Below are 18,637 nucleotides of genomic sequence, written 5' to 3'. Positions count from 1 at the left end.
GGGGATCCAGTGCAACCGAGCGCCACGCCGCCCTTGGTCCCCGCCTTCGCAGGGATGACGAGGCTGTGGGCGGTTGGACTGCCAAAGGTCCTTTTGGTGATGCTGGTGGCGCTCGCGGCGTTCGCGCTCACCGCCCCCCTCGCCGCGCAGGACATGCTCCCGCCCGCGCCCTATGCCTACAAGCAGCTCGCCGATCCGGCGCAGGAGGCCAAGGCGCAGGCACTGATGGAAACGCTGCGCTGCCTCAAGTGCCAGAGCCAGTCGATCGCCGACTCCGATGCGCCGATGGCGGGGGACATGCGCCATCAGGTGCGCACGCGCATTGCCGCGGGCGAGGACCCTGAGGCAATCCGCCAATGGCTCATCGAGCGCTACGGCGATTATGTGAGCTATACGCCGCAAGTGAAGCCGATCACCTGGCCGCTATTCGCCGCGCCATTGGTGTTCCTCGCCCTCGCAGCCTTCCTGCTGCGCGGGCGGTTCCGCCGGGGGAAGCGCGCATGACCTGGGTACTGATCCTCCTCAGCGCCGTTGTAGCATTCGGCATCATGGCTTTCCTCCTGAAGCTGCCTCGCAGCGGCTGGGAGATCACCGGCGCGGCGCTGCTCTTCGGCATTTCAGGTTATGCGCTGCAGGGCCATCCCGGGCAGGCGGGCGCGCCGCAGGCGCCGGTGGAGAATGCCAGGCTTGCGGACCAGACCCTGCTCAAGCAGCGCCAGCAGATGGGCGCGGCGTTCGGGCAAGGGCAATCGTGGATGGTACTGGCCGATGCGCTCACGCGGCAAGGGCAGTACGGCGCCGCAGCCGATGTTCTGCGCAGCGCCATTGCCAAGTCGCCGAAGGATGCAGACCTGTGGGTCGCGCTCGGCAATGCGCTCGTCGGCCATACCGACGGCGTGATTACGCCGGCCGCGCAGTTCGCTTTCCAGAAGGCGGCCAACATCGCGCCCGATCATCCGGGACCGCCATTCTTCATGGGACTCGCGCTCGCGCAGACCGGGCGGCTGGCCGAGGCGCGCGCGCTTTGGGCCGAACTCCTCACCCGCTCGCCCGCCGATGCGCCCTACCGCGCAGACCTTCAGGAGCGGCTTTCGCGGCTCGACTCGATGCTAGCCGAGCAGGCCCAGATGCAGGGGGGCATGCCGGGGGCGCCCGCCGCTCCGCCCGCCGCCCGCCCGACCCAGCAATAGGATTTTATTTCATAGAGTTATGCAAAGCGCGCAGCCACCGCTGTGCGTTGTGCGATGCCATTGCGGGGCCCAAGCGCCGGTGCTAAAGCGCGCCGCCGCCCGGGGCATTTGTGCTATGCTTCCGCCGGTTGGGGCCTTGGCCCGGGGACTTGCCAGCGATGAACGAAGCCTTGGTTGATGCCGCACCGGATGCCGGAGCGCAGGGCGCTGCGCCGCCCCCGTGCGCGTCCGATGCATCGGCACCGGTCCGCCAGGCCGGCGCGCTCAGCCTCGCCGTCGGCGCAATCGGCGTGGTCTTCGGCGATATCGGCACCAGCCCGCTCTATGCCTTGCGCGATACGTTCGCCGGGCACCACGCGCTCCCGCTCGACAAGCTCCATGTCTACGGCATCGTCAGCCTGATGTTCTGGTCGATGATGCTGATCGTCACGCTCAAGTACGTGACGGTGATCATGCGCGCGGACAACAAGGGCTCGGGTGGCAGCCTTGCGCTCCTTGCTCTCATCAACCAGCACACCTCCGGGCGGCGCTGGGGCAAGGGCATCGTGCTGCTCGGCGTGCTCGCCACCGCCCTGTTCTACAGCGATTCGATGCTGACTCCGGCGGTCTCGATCATGAGCGCGGTGGAAGGCATCGCGATTTATCACCCGCAGACGCATGGACTGGTGGTGCCGCTCGTTGTCGCGATCCTCATCGGCCTGTTCGTGATGAAGAGCCAGGGCACCGGCTCCACGATCAACTGGGCGGCAAGCTGGGCCGGGCCGATCATGCTCGTCTATTTCGCCACGATCTCGGCGCTCGGGCTGCGTAGCATTGCGGGCGATCCACTCGTGATCGGCGCGCTTTCGCCGCAATGGGCGTATGCCATGTTCACCGCCGATCCGTGGCACGGTTTCCTCGCCATGGGCACCGCCGTGCTCGCGGTGACCGGCGCCGAGGCGCTCTATGCCGATATGGGCCAGTTTGGCCGCTCGCCGATCCGCGTGTCGTGGCTGGTCTTCGTCCTGCCGGCGCTGGTGCTCAATTATCTGGGTCAGGCCGCGCTGTTGCTGCGCGATCCTGCCGCGATCCACAGTCCGTTCTACCTCCTCGCTCCTCCGGGCCTCGAGATTCCGCTGCTGATCATTGCGACCATGGCGGCGGTGATTGCGGCAAAAGCGGTGATATCCGGCGCGTTTCTTGTCACGCAGCAGGCGATCCAGCTTGGATTTATCCCGCGCATGACGATCCGCCACACCTCGGCCAGCGGGGGGCAGATCTACATCCCGGCGATCAACTGGGCGCTGATGATCGCGGTGATTCTGCTCGTGCTGGTGTTCGAACGCTCACGCAATCTCACCGCCGCCTATGGCATTGCCGTCACGGGCGCGATGCTGATCGACAACCTGCTGCTCGCCGTTGTGCTGTTCAAACTGTGGCAGTGGAAGCCGGTCTTCGCGCTGCCGCTGCTTGGGCTGTTCTTCGCGATCGATGCGACCTACCTCGGCGCCAATCTTGCCAAGATACCCGATGGCGGCTGGGTGCCGCTGCTGATGGGCCTTGCCATCTTTACCCTGCTCACCACCTGGTCGCGCGGCCGCACCCTGATGCGCCAGCATATGGCCGAAGGGGCCTTGCCGCTCGAGGTCTTCACCCGTTCCGCACACACCAGCGCCGCGCGTGTGCCGGGTACTGCGGTGTTCATGGCATCGGCGGCGGCGGGCGTCCCGTCCGCGCTGCTCCACAACATCAAGCACAATAAGGTGCTGCACGAGCGCGTGGTCGTGCTCACGGTGCAGATCGCCGACGTGCCCACGGTCGAGCCGGCCGAGCGCGTGTTGGTGAAGGCCATGGGGCAGGGTTTCTACCGCCTCATCCTGCGCTTCGGCTTCATGGAGGAGACCGATGTACCCGCCGCGCTCTGCGGCGTCTCGGTCTGCGGCGAGCCGTTCGACATGATGCGCACCAGCTTCTTCCTCTCGCGCCAGACGCTGATCCCGGCGGACGTACCGGGCATGGCGCTGTGGCGCGAGATGCTGTTCGCGTGGATGCTGCGCAATGCGGCGGATGCCATGGGCTTCTTCCGCCTGCCGACCAACCGCGTGGTCGAACTGGGCAGTCAGCTCAAGATCTGAGACGGGTTGAGGGGGAAAGGGCTCCCCCTCGCGGATCAGTGCGGCGTTTCGGAGGGCTTCGTCTTCAGCGCTTCCTTGGCCTCGCCCGCGCCCTGCTTGATCCGCGAGCCCATCCGGTCGGCGGCTTCCTCCGCGCGGCCCATCGCAGCACCGGCTTTCTCAGCGCCTTCGCTCGCGGCGTCGCGCGTATCGGTGGCGGCGGCCGAGATATCCTCGCCGGCAGATGTCACGGCATCGGCGGCGCTGTCCTTGGTCTTTTGCGAGCAGGCTGAAAGCGCAAGGGCTGCGGCAAAGGCCGTCATGGAAACTGTACGCATGATTGGGGAAACCTTTTCTGGCGAGGACTTTCGTCCGGAGCGCGCGGTTCCCCCCACAAACGCAAACGGCGCGGCGTCCACCGGGGACGCCGCGCCGCTGTGCGCGCTAAAGCTCAGGCGATCAAGCGAAGTTGGCGCCGGCCATGCAATAGAGCATCGGGATCGACAGCAGCAGGTTGGTGCGGCTGGCGAAGAGGGCGCGCGGCGCGGCCGCCGCCTTCTCCTCGGCCGTCGCCTCGACGATGCCGAGGATCTTCTTCTGCGCCGGCCAAATGATGAACCACACGTTGAAGGCCATGATGATCGCGAGCCACATGCCGACGCCAATCAACTTGACCTTGCCTTCGCCCGTGAAAGTCAGCGCCTCATGGCCATAGCCGCCGAGCGCTGCGGCCACGAGGCCGGTGATGAGCGTCAGCAGTGCGCCATAACGGAAGAAGAAGAACACCTTCGGCGCGATGTGCCCGGTGATCGCGCCCTTCTGCTCGGCGGGGATCTTGGGCATGGTCGGCACCTGCACGAAGTTCAGGTAGTAAAGCAGGCCGATCCACACGATGCCGAAAAACACGTGCAGCCACAGCGTGGCCGAGTAGCTTGTCACCGGCACGCTGCTATGGAAGCTGAACATCAGGATAAGCGCGGCTGCAAAGCCGACGCTGAGCACGAGATGCAGATTTCCGAAAAACTTTGCCATTTCTTGTTTCCCCCGAAGAGATGTTGTCTTGATGGCAGTCCGGCCACCCAGCCGGTCCGTTGTGGTTCATATGCGCGATGAGCTGCGCTTGTCATTGCATTTTAGGGCGATTCGTCAACCGGCAGGCGGGTTTTGCTCCACTTCGGTCTGGGCTTCCTCACCCAGCCCATGGCGCAGCAGCATCGGAATCTGCGCGAACGTGAACAGGAATGAGAGCGCCGTCACGCCCCAGAGCTTGGCCAGCAGCCAGGTTTCGAACGACAGGGTATGGCGCAGCACCTCGTTGAGGCCGGCAAGGAACAGGAAGAACCACGCCCAATTGCGCGAAAGCTTAAGCCAGCCTTCGTCCGAAAGCCCGTCGAAGGCGCTCTTCAGCAAGGTGCGCAGCATCGCCTTGCCGCGCAGGAGTCCGCCGAACAGCACCCCGGCGAAGAGCAGGTAAATCGCGGTCGGCTTGATCTGGATCCACACCGGATCATTGAGGAACACGGTCAGCGAGCCGAAACCTATGATCATGATCGTCGAAAGCCAAAGCATCGGCGAAATGCGGCCCAGCCGCCATTTCGAGATGACCAGAGCAGCGACCGTGGCGATCATGAACACCACGGTCGATTTGGTCACTGCGACAACCGCACCAAGGCTCTGGTCGCCGCCGTCTTTCGGGCTGAACCAGCGATAGGCGAGGAAGAACACGAGCAGCGGCCCGTAATCGACCGCAAGGTTGATCCAGGAGGATTTGGGCTGGTCCTTTTCGTCGCTCACCGCACCACTCCTGCAATTACCCGCGCGACGAGATCGGGGTCGAAGGGCCTCAGGTCATCAATCTTCTCGCCGACGCCGATGGCGTGTATCGGCAGGCCGTACTGCTCCGCCGCCGCGACCAGAACGCCGCCGCGCGCGGTGCCGTCAAGCTTGGTCATGATGAGACCGGTCACACCCGCCACTTCCTTGAAGATTTCGATCTGCTGCAGCGCGTTCTGCCCGTTCGTCGCATCGAGCACGAGCACCACGTCATGCGGTGCCGCCGGATTCAGCCGGCCGAGCACGCGGCGTACCTTGGCAAGTTCGTCCATCAGCTCGCGCTTGTTCTGCAGCCGCCCGGCGGTATCGACAATCAGCGCGTCGATGCCCTTGTCGGTCGCGGCCTTAACCGCGTCGAACACGATGGAGGCCGGATCGCCGCCTTCCGCGCCCGAAACGATTTCGATGCCGAGCCGGTCCGCCCAGACCCTGAGCTGGCCGATCGCGGCGGCGCGGAAGGTATCGCCTGCCGCGAGCATCACCGAATAGTCCTGCTCCTGGAACAAGTGCGCCAGCTTGGCGATGGTCGTGGTCTTGCCCGATCCATTGACGCCGATCACGAGGATCACCTGCGGGCGCGGGAAGGCGACAATCTCGAGCGGCTTTGCCACCGGGCGCAGGATTGCCGCGATCTCTTCGGCGACAGCTTCGGCCAGCGCGGCCTCGTCCACACCCTTTTCGAAGCGCGCGGCGGCGAGCTTGACGCGGATTCGTGCAGCAGCGCGCGGGCCGAGGTCGGAGAGGATCAGCGCGTCCTCGAGGTCGTCGAGCTGCACATCGCTCAGCCGGGTTCCCCCGGTGAGGCCGGCGAGATTTTCGGTCAGGCGCTCGGAAGTCTTGCGCAGGCCGCCCAGCAGGCGGTCGGTCCAGCCGCCTTCGCTGGTTGCGCTCTCTTCAGGGGTCATTCGAGCAGGCCTTCGCGGATACGAATCGGGGTGAGCGTGACGATCTGCCCCGGCGCGGTACCCTCGGGCAGCCGGTAGGGGGCGAATTCGGGGGAATGGCCGGTTCCGTCGCGCTCGGCAAGCACTTCGCGCGGGGTGCCGATCAGGCTCTCCAGCCATGCGGCCCGGGTTCTGGCGACAGCAGCGCGGACTTCGGCGGCCCGCTCGCGCACCAGCGGCGGCGGCACTTGCGGCATGCGCGCGGCGGGGGTGCCGGGACGGGGGGAGTAGGGGAAGACGTGGCCGTGGACGATCCAGCAGTCCTCCACGATCGCGACACCCGCTGCGTGCATCGCCGCGTCCTCGGTCGGGAACCCGGCGATCAGGTCCGCCCCGATGGCGATCTGCGGCCGGGCGGCGCGTAGCCGCTGCGCGAGCGCCACCGCCTGTGCGCGGGTGTGACGGCGCTTCATGCGCTTCAAGATCATGTCGTGACCCGCCTGGAGCGAGAGGTGGACATGCGGCATGACCCGCGCCTCTCCGGTGATCAGCTCGAACAGCAGCCCGTCGATTTCCACCCCGTCGAGCGAGGAGAGCCGGAGCCGGTGCAATGCCGGGAAGGCGGCGAGAAGCGCGGCGACGAGATCGCCGAGGCGCGGCGTGCCGGGCAAGTCCGCGCCCCAGCCGGTCACGTCCACCCCGGTCAGCACCACTTCGCGCGCGCCAGCCGCAAGGTGGCCTTCGACCACGCGCAGCACTTCCGCCACTGGCAGCGAGACGCTGACCCCGCGCCCTGCAGGGATGATGCAGAATGTGCAGGCATGGTCGCAGCCCGTCTGCACCGGCACGAAAGCGCGGGTGCGCTGCTTGGGCGAGGCAGGGGCGACAACCGGGCGGGCCTGCCATGCAACCGGATCGAGCTTTGCCGGATTGGCAACCACCCCGTCGACTTCCGGCATCGCGGTGAAATCGCCGGGCGCAATCGTCGCCGCGCAGCCTGTTACCAGCAACCGTGCCTCGGGGTGCGCAGCCCGCAGCCGCCGCACCGCGCGGCGCGACTGGCGCACGGCCTCCGCCGTCACCGCGCAGGAATTGACGACCACCGTCTGCCGTTCGGCCCCCGCTATCAGGCCGCGGATAGTCTCGCTCTCGGCGAGGTTGAGCCGGCAGCCGAGCGTCACCACCCCATCACTCACAGCGGATAGTCGTCCGCATCGAAGCTGCCCGAAAAGCTGTGCGCGGCAGGGCCGGTCATGCGGATCGAGCCGCCTTCGGTCCAGGCGATCTCCAGCGGACCGCCGGGCAGATCGACGCGCACGGGTCCTGTCACCAGCCTGCGCCGGATTGCCAACACCGCCGCCGCGCAGGCGCCTGTGCCGCAGGCCCGCGTCAGGCCGACGCCGCGTTCCCACACGCGCAGCTTGATCTGGTTCGGCCCCATGACCGATGCGACGCCGACGTTGACCTTCTCGGGAAACAGCGGATCAGTCTCGATCACTGGCCCCAGCCGTGCCAGGTCGATGGCATCGGCGTCTGCCACGAAGAACACCACATGCGGATTGCCGACATTCACAGCTGCCGGGTTTTCGAGGTCTTCCCAGCCCACCGGCATGGCCAGCGTATCCATCGCATAGGCCAGCGGGATTTCGCTCCACCCGAAGCGCGCCCGGCCCATATCGACCGAAACGCCGCCCTCGACCGCTTCAGAGGCGAGCGTGCCGCCCAAGGTTTCGATCCGCTGCGCCCCGCCCAGCAGCAGGCCCACCGCGCGCGTAGCGTTGCCGCAGGCTTCCACTTCGCTGCCATCCGCATTGAAAATGCGCATGCGCACATCGGCGGCTTCGGAAGGTTCGAGTACGATGAGCTGGTCGCAGCCGATCCCGGTGCGCCGGTCGGCCAGCGCGGCGGCGCGGGCGGCGGACATCGCCACCGGCACCGTGCGCGCATCGATCACGATGAAATCGTTGCCGAGGCCGTGCATCTTGCGAAAAGCGATAGGCATGGCGCCCGTCTAGGGACCAGCGGCGCGCTCCGCAATGATTTCAGGCGCAGCGCGCCGATGTAGATTCGTCTGACGGGCCGTCCGGCGCCAAGGTCGCGGCTCTGTCCGGATTGAGCAGGCCCTGCGCGGCGAGATCGCGGATGACCTCCTCGCTCGAAGCCGGCTGGCCATAGAGATAGCCCTGACCCTTGAACTGACCATATTGGCGCAGCGCGTCGAGCACTTCGGACGTCTCGATCCCCTCGGCGGTGATCGGCAGTGCCATGCCGCGACCGAGCGAGGAAATCGCTTCTACGATCGAGGCGCTGTCGGCGCTGCTTCCCAGCGAGGAAACGAAGCTGCGGTCGATCTTGATCCGGTCGAATGGCAGCGTGCGCAGCTGCGCGAGGCTGGAATAGCCGGTGCCGAAATCATCGAGGCTGATGCGGATGCCCTGATTCTTGAGGCTGGCGATCAGCGAGCGCACCACGCCGATGTTCTCGTGCAGGCACGTCTCGGTGATCTCGATCTCAAGCCGTGTCGGCGGGAAATTGGCCGCGACGAGCAGCTTGAGCAGCCGCTGCGCAAACCACGGATCGCGCAACTGCAGCGGCGAAATGTTGACCGCGAGCGTCAGGCGCGGGTCCCAGGCCTTGGCATCTTCCAGCGCCATGGTGATGAGCGCTTCCGAAAGCTCGGCAATCAGGCCGATTTCCTCGGCCACGGGGATGAAAATTTCCGGGCTTATCAGGCCATAACGCGGCGATTTCCACCGCGCCAGCATCTCGAAGCCGGTGATCTCGCCGGTCTCGAGATCGATCTGCTTTTCGTAATAGGGCATGAACTCGCCGCACGGCAGTCCGTCGCGAATGCCCTGCTCCAGCTCGCCGCGAAAGCGCAGCTCCTTTTCCATGCTCGGCTCGAACCAGGCGAAGCGGTTTCGTCCGCGGCGCTTGGCCTGATACATCGCAAGGTCCGCGCGATGCAGCAGTTCGCGCGCCACGTGGTCCGCCTTGTGCACCGAACCGCGCGCGCCAATGGCAACGCCGATCGACGCGGTGACTTCCGCGCGAAGGCCGCCCGTGACGATCGGCACCGCGAGCGCCTCGTTGATGCGCAGGGCAAGAAGCTCGATCTTCGCCTCGCTGCCGGGCGCATAGACCGCGCAGCAGATGAACTCGTCGCCGCCCAGCCGCGCCACCAGTGCGCGTTCGGGCAGCAGCGCCTCGAGCCGGCGCGCGGTCTCGATCAGCACCGCATCGCCCACCTGGTGGCCGTGCAGGTCGTTGGAGCGCTTGAACTTGTCGAGATCGACCATGAACACGACGACCTGTTCACCGGTCTCCTCGGCGCTGTCGACAAGCCCGGCAAGTGCGGCATCGAGGCTGCGGCGATTGAGGCAGCCGGTCAGCGCGTCGGTCTGGGCGAGGCGCTGCGCGGTCTCCTCGGCGCGGCGGCGCTCGGCGATTTCCTGATTGAGCTCGACATAGCGGCGCCAGCCGAAGATCAGCAGGGCGATATTGAGGATGAGCGCATTGGCAAGCAGCACGTCCGGGCTGCCCACGCCATAGACCCAGCTGCGGACAATGCCGGTGAGCACGGTGGAACCGGTGCCGATGAACAGGAAAATGGCCGCGACAAGGATACCCAGCGCGACCAGATCGCGCTCGGCGCGTTCGAGCGGGGCTTCCGTCCCCCTCCCGTCTGCATTGCCTTCCCGAGCCTTCGCCATGGGACTTGCCTATTCCTTTCGGATCCGATGGGGACTCTTAGGCAATTGCCCTGAAGTTTTGGTTAAGCTCCTCTTGCCGCGCGGGGCTTTTGATCGCTTTTGTCGGGGGACTTGCGCGGGCGCGGAGTTTGGCGTAAGCGCCCCAGACTGGCTGCTAGTCTCGTGCTGGCGGCAGGGTATTCTGGTATCCGGTTTCCGTGATGGACGCCATACGCTGGTCGGCGAGGTTTCGCCCACCGGCGTTTTTCGCGTTTCGCCCATGGGCGGCATGGCAATCGGGCAGGTGCCTGGTTTTGAGGAGCGTTGCTGCGTGTTCGATAGTCTGTCAGACCGGCTTGGCGGCGTATTCGACCGTCTGCGCGGCCGCGGCGCACTGCGCGAGGAAGACGTGCAGGCCGCAATGCGCGAAGTGCGCATCGCGCTGCTCGAGGCCGACGTCGCGCTCCCCGTGGTCCGCCGCTTCATCGATTCGGTGACCGAAGCCGCCACCGGCCAGCAGGTTCTGCGCTCGGTCACGCCCGGCCAGCAGGTCGTCAAGATCGTCAACGACGCGCTCGTTGAAATGCTCGGCTCCGAAACCGCGGAGCTCGATCTTGCCGCGACGCCGCCGGTCGTCATCATGATGGTCGGCCTCCAGGGCTCGGGCAAGACGACGACGACCGCCAAGATCGGCAAGCTGCTCAAGGAAAAGCAGGGCAAGAAGGTTCTGATGGCCTCGCTGGACGTCAATCGTCCGGCGGCGCAGGAACAGCTCGCAGTCCTCGGTACGCAGGCCGGCGTTGCCACGCTTCCTATCGTGCCGGGCCAGGCGCCGGTCGATATCGCCCGCCGTGCGGTCCATGCCGCCAGGCTCCAGGCGGTCGACGTGCTGATGCTCGATACCGCGGGCCGCCTCCACGTCGATAAGGCGCTGATGGACGAGATGAAGGCCGTGGCCGAAGTCTCCGCCCCGCGCGAAACGCTGCTGGTGGTCGACTCGCTGACGGGTCAGGACGCGGTCAACGTTGCGCAGAATTTTGCGGGCGAGGTTGATCTCACCGGCGTTGTGCTTACCCGAATGGACGGCGATGCGCGCGGCGGCGCGGCGCTTTCGATGCGCGCCGTCACCGGCAAGCCGATCAAGTTCGCCGCTACCGGCGAAAAGCTCGATGCGATCGAGCCGTTCAATCCCGAGCGGGTTGCCGGCCGCATCCTCGGCATGGGCGATATCGTCTCGATCGTCGAGAAGGCGGCCGCCACGGTCAAGGCCGACGAGGCCGAGAAGCTCGCGCAGCGCATGGCCAAGGGCCAGTTCGACATGAACGACCTGCGCACCCAGCTGCAACAGATGCAGCGCATGGGCGGGCTCGGCGTGCTGGCGGGCCTGATGCCGGGCATGAAGAAGGCCAAGCAGGCCATGGCCGCCTCGGGCATGGACGACCGGGTGCTGCTCCACATGGACGCGATCATCGGCTCGATGACGCCCAAGGAGCGCGAGCGCCCCGAACTGCTCAACGCCAAGCGCAAGATCCGCGTCGCGAAGGGCTCCGGCACGCAGGTGCAGGACGTCAACAAGCTCATCAAGATGCACATGGAAATGGCGAAAGCCATGAAGCAGATCCGCAAGATGGGCGGGCTCAAGGGCCTTGCTGCCATGTTCGGCGGCGGCGGGATGGGCGGCCTCGGCGGCGGCGATGGCGGCCCCGGTCAGCTTCCCGGTGGCGGCATGGGTGCCGGAATGGGCGGCATGCCCGGTCTTCCCGGCCTGGGCGGCGGCAACATGCCCGCCAACCTCGGCGATCTTCTGCGTAAAAAGTGATTTCGGTTTCAGTTTTGGTTTTAGTTGGAAAGGTTTGAAGTATGTCGGTTTCCCTTCGTCTTTCGCGTGGCGGCTCGAAGAAGCGCCCTTATTACAAGGTCGTTGTGGCCAACAGCCGCAGCCCCCGCGACGGCGCCTATCTCGAGCAGGTCGGCACCTACAACCCGCTCCTCGCCAAGGACGATGAAAACCGCGTCCGCCTGACCGAAGATCGCGTGCGCTACTGGCTCGGCGTCGGCGCGCAGCCGACCGACCGCGTCGCCCGCATGCTCGACAAGGCCGGGATCAAGGAGCGTACTGCTACCGTGAACCCCGCTAAGGGCGAGCCGGGCAAGAAGGCCAAGGAGCGCGCTGAAGACCGCGCCAAGAAGATCGCCGAGGCCGAAGAAGCCAAGCGTGAGGCTGAAGAGGCCGCCGCCGCTGCTGCTGCCGAAGCGGCTGCTGCTCCGGCTGCTGAAGAGCCCGCCGCCGAGGAAGCGCCCGCTGAGGAAGCCGCTGCCGAGCAGGCCGAGGGCTAAGCGCTCATGCTCGATCGCCCCGTCACGCTCGCTGCTGTCAGCGGCGCGCATGGCGTGGGCGGCGATGTGCGCTTGAAGCTGTTCGGCGAAGGGGTGGCGAGCCTCAAGGCGCACCGCGCCTTCAACGGCGGCAGCCTCACGCTCGAAAAGCTGAAAGACGACGGCAAGGGCGGCGCCATCGCTCGCTTTGCCGAAGTCACCGACCGCACCGCGGCAGAAAAGCTGCGCGGCACCGCCTTGACGGTGCCGCGCGCCAGCCTGCCGCCGCTGGCGGAAGGCGAATACTATTACACCGACCTTATCGGCCTTCCCGCGGTCTCGACCACGGGCGAGGTACTTGGCACCTGCGTCGCGGTCGAGAATTTCGGCGCGGGCGATGTGATCGAGATCGAGCGCCCCGACAGGAAGCGCTTCATGGTGCCCATGCGCGCCGAAGCCGTGCCCGAGTGGGACGGCGAGCGGCTGGTGATCGAAGCCGCCTACGCGGCGGACTGACGGGCCTCCGCATCGCAGCACCGGCCTTCGCTCTGCCGCTGCGGCGGTGTGATCAGATCGCGGACCAGCATGCGCAAATCGTCCCACAACGTTGGCACCGGGAGGCCTTCGCGCGCCACGGTCTCGCGCGCCTGCAAGGCAGCCTTGTGGGCTTCGCTCCACCCACGGCTCCACATTTCATCCATCATCGCTCGTCTCCTTGGCTGATGGCGCCATTTTGCCTGAGCGGCACCGGCCCGGCCAACAAAAGGTCTGGCATGTTTCATAAGGTGGCCCTATCAATTGAGGATGCCCGAGCTGCCGCCCCTGTCCGCCGTCCGCGTGTTCGAAGCCGCAGCCCGGCTTGAGAATTTCAGCCGCGCGGCGGAGGAACTGGGCATGACCCAGGCGGCCGTCAGCTATCAGGTGCGCCAATTGGAAGACCGCGTCGGCCGCCCGCTGTTCGTGCGTGAGCGCGGGCGCGTGCGGCTCTCCGATGCGGGGCGGCGCCTCGCCCCCGCTGTCTCCTCTGCGCTCGCCGATATCGCCGCCGCCTTTGCCGATTTGAGGTCGGATGATAGCGGCGTGCTGGCGATCAGCACGATACCCTCGTTCGGCGCGACATGGCTCAGCGCGCGGATCGGGCGGTTTCAGGTGGCGATGCCCGATCTCGCCTTGCGGCTGCAGACCACCGGGCGGATCACCGATTTCACGCGTGACGGGATCGACGTGGCGATCCGGTCTGGCATGGGGCCGTGGAGCGGGCTCAGCGCCGAGTTCCTCATGCGCTATCATGTAACGCCGATCTGCTCGCCCGCCTTTGTCCGGGAACATGACATCCGCGAGCCGGCCGATCTCCTGCGGGTGCAGCGCCTGGCGCAGGACGATCCGTGGTGGGCAGGCTGGTTCGCCGCCGCCGGGGTAGAGCCGCCGCCGGGTGCGGGGCAGGCCAGTGTCCTGTTCGACAGCCAGCTCGAGGAAGCGCGCATGGCCGGTGCAGGCTTCGGCACGGCGTTGATGACGCCGCTGTTCTGGCGCGAGGAAATCGCGGCGGGACGTCTGGTCCAGCCTTTTCCAACCGTGTTCTATCCGCCGTTTTCGCTCTGGCTGGTGCGGCCCGAAGGGCGGCACGGTGTGCGCAAGATCGAGCGGTTTCGCGAATGGCTCCTCGCCGAAATGGCCGCCGAACGCGCGCGGGGGGGGGCGCCGACCGAAGTCTGGACAGTGCCGCCGGTAACAATCCGGTAACGCCCCGGCGCTATACCCTCTTTCAGATGAACGCGCCTTTCGCTTCGTCGATCACGGCAACAGCAGACCCGCTGTGGCCGACCCTTTCGGCCTATGAAGTCGGCCCGGTCGACGCCGCGCTCTCCTTCACCCGGCGCCTCGCGCGTGAAAACGGCTGGACCGAGGCCCATGCCGCGCGGGTGTTCGAGGAATACCGCCGCTTCCTGTTTCTGGCGGTGACGGCGGGGCACGAAGTCACGCCATCCGATGCGGTCGATCAGGCCTGGCACCTCCACCTCACCTACACGCGCGATTACTGGGAGCGGCTTTGCCCCGAAGTGCTTGGGGTGCCGCTCCACCACGGTCCCACCAAAGGCGGCCCGGCCGAAGGGACGCGCTTCTTCGAGCAATACGCGCTCACCTTGCGCAGCTATGAAGCCGCGTTCGGTCCCGCGCCTGCAGATATCTGGCCCGATGTGCGGCAGCGTCTCAACATCGATCCCCTGGCGCGCCGCGTCCATCCGCATGAGGCGCTGATTCTGCCTTACCGCTGGCTCTTCGGCGGCGGGTTGATCGCGCTTGTGGCCTATGCTCTCTGGAGTTTTCTATGACCGGCCTTGGCCCTTTCGACCTGCATGGCTCCGAATTCCTCCTGCTCTATGGCGAACTCGCGCTGGTCGCTCTGGCCGCCAGCCTGATCATCCCCCGCTACCTGCGCCCCGAAGGCCGCCGCGCCCGGACCTCGGACCCGGATGAGCTTGCCCTGCTCGCAGGCGGACGCGAGCGCTTTGCCGAAGCGGTGGCAGTGCGTCTGCTCGCGGCGGGCGCGGCCATTGTCGAGGCAGGTGGCAAGCTTCAGATCCGCGATCCGCGCGGCGGCCAGTCGCTCGCCGAACGGCGCATTGCGGCGCTGAGCTCGCCCGTCAGTTGGCGGGACGTCCACCTAGCGCTCGCCGATCCGGCCGAGACCGGCGAGCGGCGGCTGGAGAACAAGGGCCTGCTTATTGACAAGGCCACCGCGCTGCAGATGCGCCTCATCCAGACCGTACCGCTCGCGCTGCTCTTCGCTTTCGGCCTTGCGAAGTGGGTTATCGGCACCATGCGCGACAAGCCCGTCGGCTTTCTCACCGCGCTTCTCGTCGTCACCTTCATCGCCGCGCTGCTGCGTTTCGGCGTGGTCGACCGCCGCAGCCGGGCAGGGCACGCGGCGCTCGCCGATGCCCGCTTCGAAGCCGCCCGCCTGCGCCGCGCCATGCCAAGCGACGAGGCCCCGCTCGCCGTCGCCCTGTTCGGCACGAGCGTGCTGGCGGGCTCCTGGCTCTCCGACTTCCACAGGATGCGCACTGCGAGCAGCGGCGACGGCGGCGGCGGGGATAGCGGCAGCAGCGGCGGCAGCGGCTGCGGCGGAGGCGGCTGCGGGGGCTGCGGGAGCTGACGCCAACCTCCTGTTCCTGACGGCGAGCCCAGCCAAGCAATTCAGAGCTTCACGCGAACCACTCTGGATTGCGTACTCTGCTTCGCCTCCTCGCAATGAAGAGGAAAAGGTGCAAAGCTGCGTGCTTTCGAAACGAGGGGGACGTGGCATGCGGTTCAAGGCAATTCTTCTGGCAATGCTGGCCACGGGCATGCCGCTTCCCGCGCTGGCACAGACGGCCGATCCCGCCGCGCTCGATGCGGACATCGGCACGATCCTCACCAAGTGGATGGCCGAAAACCACATCCCCGGTCTGGTCCTCGGCGTCGTCAAGGATGGCCGCCTTGTCTACGTGAAGAGCGAAGGCGTGCAGGACGTTACGGCCAAGCGCCCGGTAACGCCCGACACCCTCTTCCGCATCGCGTCGATGACCAAGGCCTTCACGGCCATGTCAATCCTCAAGCTGCGCTATGAGGGGCGGCTGGCGCTTGATGATCCGGCGGATCGCTATGTCCCCGAAATGCGCGGCTGGACTTATCCCACCAGCGATTCCCCGCGCATCACGATCCGCGATCTGCTCACCCACAGCGCCGGATTCGTCACCGACGACCCGTGGGGGGACCGGCAGACGGTCATGCCGCAGACCGCCTTCACCGCCTACCTGCGCGCGGGTGTTCCCTTCACCCGCGCCCCCGAAATGCGCCACGAATACGCCAACCTGGGCTACGCGATCCTTGGCCGCGTGATCGCGAATATCACCAAAGCGCCCTACCGCACTTTCGTCGAGACACGCATCCTTACGCCGCTTGGCATGAGCGCCAGCGGCTTCGACGTCTTCTCCCACCCCAAGGACAAGCGCGCCGTCGGGTACCGCTGGGAGAACGACGCCTGGGCCGAGGAGCCCACGATGAAGGACGGCGCCTTCAACGCCATGGGCGGCCTCGAGGTCAGCGCCACCGACTATGCCAAATGGCTCGGCTTCGTTGTCTCTGCCTGGCCCCCGCGCGATGGCGCAGATAGCGGGCTCGTCAAGCGCGGCACCGTCCGCCAGATCATGCGCGGCGCGAACAATGCCGCCGTGTTCCACCGCCCCGCGACCGATGGCGACAAGCAGTGCCCCGGCGCGATCGCTTATGGCATGGGCTGGCGCGTGATCACCGACTGCGACTACGGAACCGTCCTCGCCCATGGCGGCGGTTACCCCGGTTATGGCAGCCACGTGATGCTGCTCCCCGAATACGGCGCCGCGCTCTTCGCGCTCACGAACAAGACCTACGCCGGCCCCAGCCAGCCGGTGTGGGATGTGGCCGCGCTCCTCCGCGCCAAGGGCGTGCTGGTGAAACGGGTGGAGCCGGTCTCGGCCGATCTCGCCAGCTTCTACAGCGCTGCGCAGACCGTCTGGGCGGCAGGCACCATCGACGCGCTGAAAGGCCGCGCCGCGATGAACTTCCCGATGGACCGGACGGCGGCGAATTGGGCCAAGGTGTTGGCGGAGACCAAGGCCAAGGCAGGCGCTTGCGATACCACCACGCCGATCATCGCCGAGGGCGCCATGAGCGGCACCTTCGCTTGGAAATGCGAGAAGGGCAGCATCAAGGGTACCGTTCTGCTGGCCCCGACCAAGCCGATCACGCTGCAATCGCTGGAGTTTGCGTTTGAGGGCAAGGATTGAAACAGCACTCAAGTTCGTATATACAAGACGTATATACGGAGGCTGGCATGGGCAAGGAATACACCACCAAAAGCTTCAAGTCCGGCAACTCGGTGGCAATCCGGATCCCCGCAACGCTCGGTATCGAACCTGATCGCGAATGGAGCGTAGAGGAAAAGGACGGCGAGCTGATCCTGCGTCCGAAAGACAAGCCCAAGCGCAAGTTCAACATCGACAAGGTTTGGGGCTGCGCCGCTGGTTCAGGCCTGCAGTTCATCAAGCCGGAGGACCGGGTGTTCGAAGAGCGACCGCTGCTCTGGGACGATCCCGAATGGCGCGCGAAGCACATGCCTGACGCATGAAGTTCATGCTCGACAGCAACATCGTGATCGCCGTCGCTCTGGCGGCGGGCGAACCGGTGCGCCAGCGCATGGCTGAACACGAGGAGGGCGATTTCGTCGTTTCCTCGATCTCCTTTGCCGAGATCGTCCATGGCTCGATGAAAGGTAAACCGCCTCCAATCGAGCAGTTGGAGACGCTGATTGAAGAGGTTCCGGTGCTCGCTTTCGATGAAAGGGCTGCGCGAGCCTATGCGACGATCCCCTTCAAGCGCGCCAGCTACGACCGGCTTATCGCGGCGCACGCCTTGTCGCTGGGGCTCACGGTGGTGACGAACAACGAGGCGGATTTCGCCGATGTGCCGGGGCTCAAGGTCGAGAACTGGACGGTATAGTCCCGATAGCAGGGTAAGAATTATGGTTGTTTTTGCAGTCTTTGCGGTCTTCGCTTCCGGCATGTTGGCAATTGGCCTCGCTCGGCTCTTTTCGCGTTGGGGCGCATGGCTGCCCGTCATTATTACGACCGTCCTTCCGCCGCTCGTGTTCGTCCCTTTTGGCGTGTTCCAGCAGCTTGTCGCAATCGGCGCCGAGGCTGAAACGACCGAGCGAACACCACCGCACGCTGTTGATGATTTTGTGTCAGGTTTGTCGAATGTTCTTGCGATGGCTGGCATCTGGCTTGTGGTCGGGTTTGCGGTCTCAATTTTCGATGTCCGCAAATATCGATCTGCAAACCCGATGAAAAAGACCGATATCTTCAAATGACCTTCCACGCCACCGTCCTCACGCTCTACCCGGAAATGTTCCCCGGCCCTCTCGGCATCAGCCTTGCGGGCCGCGCGATGGTGGAAGGCAAGTGGGCCGTCGATACCGTCCAGATCCGCGACTTCGCTGCCGACAAGCACCGCACCGTGGATGACACGCCAGCAGGCGGCGGCGCGGGCATGGTCCTGCGGGTCGATGTGCTCGCCAAAGCCATCGACCATGCGCGGGAATGGGCGGAAGAACGCCCCGTCATCGCGCTCACCCCCCGCGGCCAGCCCCTCACGCAGGCCCGCGTCCGCGAGCTTGCGCAAGGCCCCGGCGTCATCCTCCTCTGCGGCCGGTTCGAAGGTTTCGACGAACGCATCTTCGAAGGCCGCGCCGTCGAGGAAGTTTCCGTCGGCGATATCGTGCTCTCGGGCGGCGAACCGGCGGCGCTTATGCTTCTCGATGCTTGCATTCGGCTGCTTCCCGGCGTAATGGGCGCGCCTTCCAGTGGGTCCGAAGAGTCGTTCGAGAACGGCCTCCTCGAGTACCCGCACTATACCCGACCCCAGGAATGGGAAGGGCGCACGATCCCTGAAGTGCTGCGATCGGGGGATCATGCGAAAATCGCTTCATGGCGGAAACGCCGGTCTGAAGACGATACCCGGTCACGCAGGCCGGACCTTTGGGAGCGCCACACCGGCGTTCGGGTCCAGTCTGCCTCTGGCGCGCAGCGTGAAGTGCAGGACGATTGAGT

Annotated in this window: 22 protein-coding genes; 14 read left to right on the top strand and 8 right to left on the bottom strand. The window is 66.0% G+C overall.

Annotated features, from left to right (window positions below; genetic code table 11):
- The first annotated feature begins 99 nt into the window (after positions 1-99).
- The 3 genes from WCL10_RS16490 to WCL10_RS16480 all read left to right on the top strand — a co-directional run bounded on the left by WCL10_RS16490 (position 100) and on the right by WCL10_RS16480 (position 3,304).
- Positions 100-504 carry a cytochrome c-type biogenesis protein gene (locus WCL10_RS16490; RefSeq protein WP_336896749.1) on the top strand — a complete coding sequence of 135 codons (405 nt, stop codon included), beginning with the start codon at positions 100-102 and terminating at the stop codon, positions 502-504.
- Positions 501-1,190, top strand: a complete 690-nt coding sequence (locus WCL10_RS16485) for a tetratricopeptide repeat protein (protein WP_336896748.1) — start codon at positions 501-503, stop codon at positions 1,188-1,190. The genes WCL10_RS16490 and WCL10_RS16485 overlap by 4 nt, the downstream gene beginning before the upstream one ends.
- A gap of 158 nt (positions 1,191-1,348) precedes the next feature.
- Positions 1,349-3,304 (top strand): KUP/HAK/KT family potassium transporter, encoded by a 1,956-nt coding sequence (locus WCL10_RS16480; protein ID WP_336896747.1) that lies wholly within the window; start codon positions 1,349-1,351, stop codon positions 3,302-3,304.
- A gap of 35 nt (positions 3,305-3,339) precedes the next feature.
- Here the strand turns inward: WCL10_RS16480 and WCL10_RS16475 are convergent, their stop codons facing one another.
- The 7 genes from WCL10_RS16475 to WCL10_RS16445 all read right to left on the bottom strand — a co-directional run bounded on the left by WCL10_RS16475 (position 3,340) and on the right by WCL10_RS16445 (position 9,713).
- On the bottom strand, positions 3,340-3,621 hold the full coding sequence (locus WCL10_RS16475) for an entericidin EcnAB (protein ID WP_336896746.1): 282 nt from the start codon (positions 3,619-3,621) through the stop codon (positions 3,340-3,342).
- Positions 3,622-3,742: 121 nt separating this feature from the next.
- Positions 3,743-4,315: a urate hydroxylase PuuD gene (locus WCL10_RS16470; RefSeq protein WP_336896745.1), complete on the bottom strand. Its 573-nt coding sequence runs from the start codon at positions 4,313-4,315 to the stop codon at positions 3,743-3,745.
- A gap of 114 nt (positions 4,316-4,429) precedes the next feature.
- Positions 4,430-5,077, bottom strand: a complete 648-nt coding sequence (locus tag WCL10_RS16465; protein WP_336896744.1) for an inner membrane-spanning protein YciB — start codon at positions 5,075-5,077, stop codon at positions 4,430-4,432.
- Positions 5,074-6,021 (bottom strand): signal recognition particle-docking protein FtsY, encoded by a 948-nt coding sequence (gene ftsY / locus WCL10_RS16460; RefSeq protein WP_336896743.1) that lies wholly within the window; start codon positions 6,019-6,021, stop codon positions 5,074-5,076. The genes WCL10_RS16465 and ftsY overlap by 4 nt, the downstream gene beginning before the upstream one ends.
- Positions 6,018-7,184 (bottom strand): MiaB/RimO family radical SAM methylthiotransferase, encoded by a 1,167-nt coding sequence (locus WCL10_RS16455; protein WP_336896791.1) that lies wholly within the window; start codon positions 7,182-7,184, stop codon positions 6,018-6,020. Before WCL10_RS16455 ends, ftsY begins: the two co-directional genes overlap by 4 nt.
- 8 nt (positions 7,185-7,192) lie before the next feature.
- The gene (gene dapF, locus WCL10_RS16450) at positions 7,193-8,002 is read right to left on the bottom strand and encodes a diaminopimelate epimerase (protein ID WP_336896742.1); all 810 of its coding nucleotides are present in this window, start codon (positions 8,000-8,002) and stop codon (positions 7,193-7,195) included.
- 40 nt (positions 8,003-8,042) lie between these two features.
- Positions 8,043-9,713, bottom strand: a complete 1,671-nt coding sequence (locus WCL10_RS16445; RefSeq protein WP_336896741.1) for an EAL domain-containing protein — start codon at positions 9,711-9,713, stop codon at positions 8,043-8,045.
- A gap of 310 nt (positions 9,714-10,023) precedes the next feature.
- On the opposite strand from WCL10_RS16445, the gene ffh reads away from it, so the two are divergent.
- Genes ffh through rimM form a run of 3 tightly spaced genes read left to right on the top strand, consistent with a single transcriptional unit; the run spans position 10,024 to position 12,524 of the window.
- Positions 10,024-11,511, top strand: coding sequence for a signal recognition particle protein (gene ffh, locus WCL10_RS16440; RefSeq protein WP_336896740.1), 1,488 nt, complete (start codon positions 10,024-10,026; stop codon positions 11,509-11,511).
- A 41-nt stretch (positions 11,512-11,552) separates the two neighbouring features.
- Positions 11,553-12,029: a 30S ribosomal protein S16 gene (gene rpsP, locus WCL10_RS16435; protein WP_336896739.1), complete on the top strand. Its 477-nt coding sequence runs from the start codon at positions 11,553-11,555 to the stop codon at positions 12,027-12,029.
- A gap of 6 nt (positions 12,030-12,035) precedes the next feature.
- Positions 12,036-12,524, top strand: a complete 489-nt coding sequence (rimM, locus tag WCL10_RS16430; RefSeq protein ID WP_336896738.1) for a ribosome maturation factor RimM — start codon at positions 12,036-12,038, stop codon at positions 12,522-12,524.
- Here rimM and WCL10_RS16425 read toward each other — a convergent pair.
- Positions 12,509-12,712 (bottom strand): hypothetical protein, encoded by a 204-nt coding sequence (locus WCL10_RS16425; protein WP_336896737.1) that lies wholly within the window; start codon positions 12,710-12,712, stop codon positions 12,509-12,511. The two genes, rimM and WCL10_RS16425, sit on opposite strands and share 16 nt — an antisense overlap.
- A gap of 100 nt (positions 12,713-12,812) precedes the next feature.
- On the opposite strand from WCL10_RS16425, the gene WCL10_RS16420 reads away from it, so the two are divergent.
- From WCL10_RS16420 to trmD, 8 genes are all read left to right on the top strand, one after another.
- Positions 12,813-13,751, top strand: coding sequence for a LysR substrate-binding domain-containing protein (locus tag WCL10_RS16420; protein ID WP_336896736.1), 939 nt, complete (start codon positions 12,813-12,815; stop codon positions 13,749-13,751).
- Positions 13,752-13,777: 26 nt separating this feature from the next.
- Positions 13,778-14,341 carry a hypothetical protein gene (locus tag WCL10_RS16415; protein WP_336896735.1) on the top strand — a complete coding sequence of 188 codons (564 nt, stop codon included), beginning with the start codon at positions 13,778-13,780 and terminating at the stop codon, positions 14,339-14,341.
- On the top strand, positions 14,338-15,165 hold the full coding sequence (locus WCL10_RS16410; RefSeq protein WP_336896734.1) for a TIGR04222 domain-containing membrane protein: 828 nt from the start codon (positions 14,338-14,340) through the stop codon (positions 15,163-15,165). Before WCL10_RS16415 ends, WCL10_RS16410 begins: the two co-directional genes overlap by 4 nt.
- Before the next feature lie 148 nt (positions 15,166-15,313).
- Positions 15,314-16,816: a serine hydrolase domain-containing protein gene (locus WCL10_RS16405; RefSeq protein WP_336896733.1), complete on the top strand. Its 1,503-nt coding sequence runs from the start codon at positions 15,314-15,316 to the stop codon at positions 16,814-16,816.
- 47 nt (positions 16,817-16,863) lie between these two features.
- On the top strand, positions 16,864-17,157 hold the full coding sequence (locus tag WCL10_RS16400; RefSeq protein WP_336896732.1) for an AbrB/MazE/SpoVT family DNA-binding domain-containing protein: 294 nt from the start codon (positions 16,864-16,866) through the stop codon (positions 17,155-17,157).
- On the top strand, positions 17,154-17,528 hold the full coding sequence (locus WCL10_RS16395; protein WP_336896731.1) for a type II toxin-antitoxin system VapC family toxin: 375 nt from the start codon (positions 17,154-17,156) through the stop codon (positions 17,526-17,528). Before WCL10_RS16400 ends, WCL10_RS16395 begins: the two co-directional genes overlap by 4 nt.
- A 22-nt stretch (positions 17,529-17,550) precedes the next feature.
- Entirely contained in the window at positions 17,551-17,898 is a 348-nt protein-coding gene (locus tag WCL10_RS16390) for a hypothetical protein (RefSeq protein ID WP_336896730.1), read from the top strand.
- On the top strand, positions 17,895-18,635 hold the full coding sequence (gene trmD, locus WCL10_RS16385; protein WP_336896729.1) for a tRNA (guanosine(37)-N1)-methyltransferase TrmD: 741 nt from the start codon (positions 17,895-17,897) through the stop codon (positions 18,633-18,635). The genes WCL10_RS16390 and trmD overlap by 4 nt, the downstream gene beginning before the upstream one ends.
- Positions 18,636-18,637 lie beyond the last annotated feature (2 nt).

Origin of the sequence: Novosphingobium sp. (genome assembly GCF_037133355.1) — a bacterium.
Classification (GTDB): Bacteria; Pseudomonadota; Alphaproteobacteria; order Sphingomonadales; family Sphingomonadaceae; genus Novosphingobium.
Note: the sequence above shows the minus strand (reverse complement) of the source record. Positions and strands in the feature narration are given on the sequence as shown.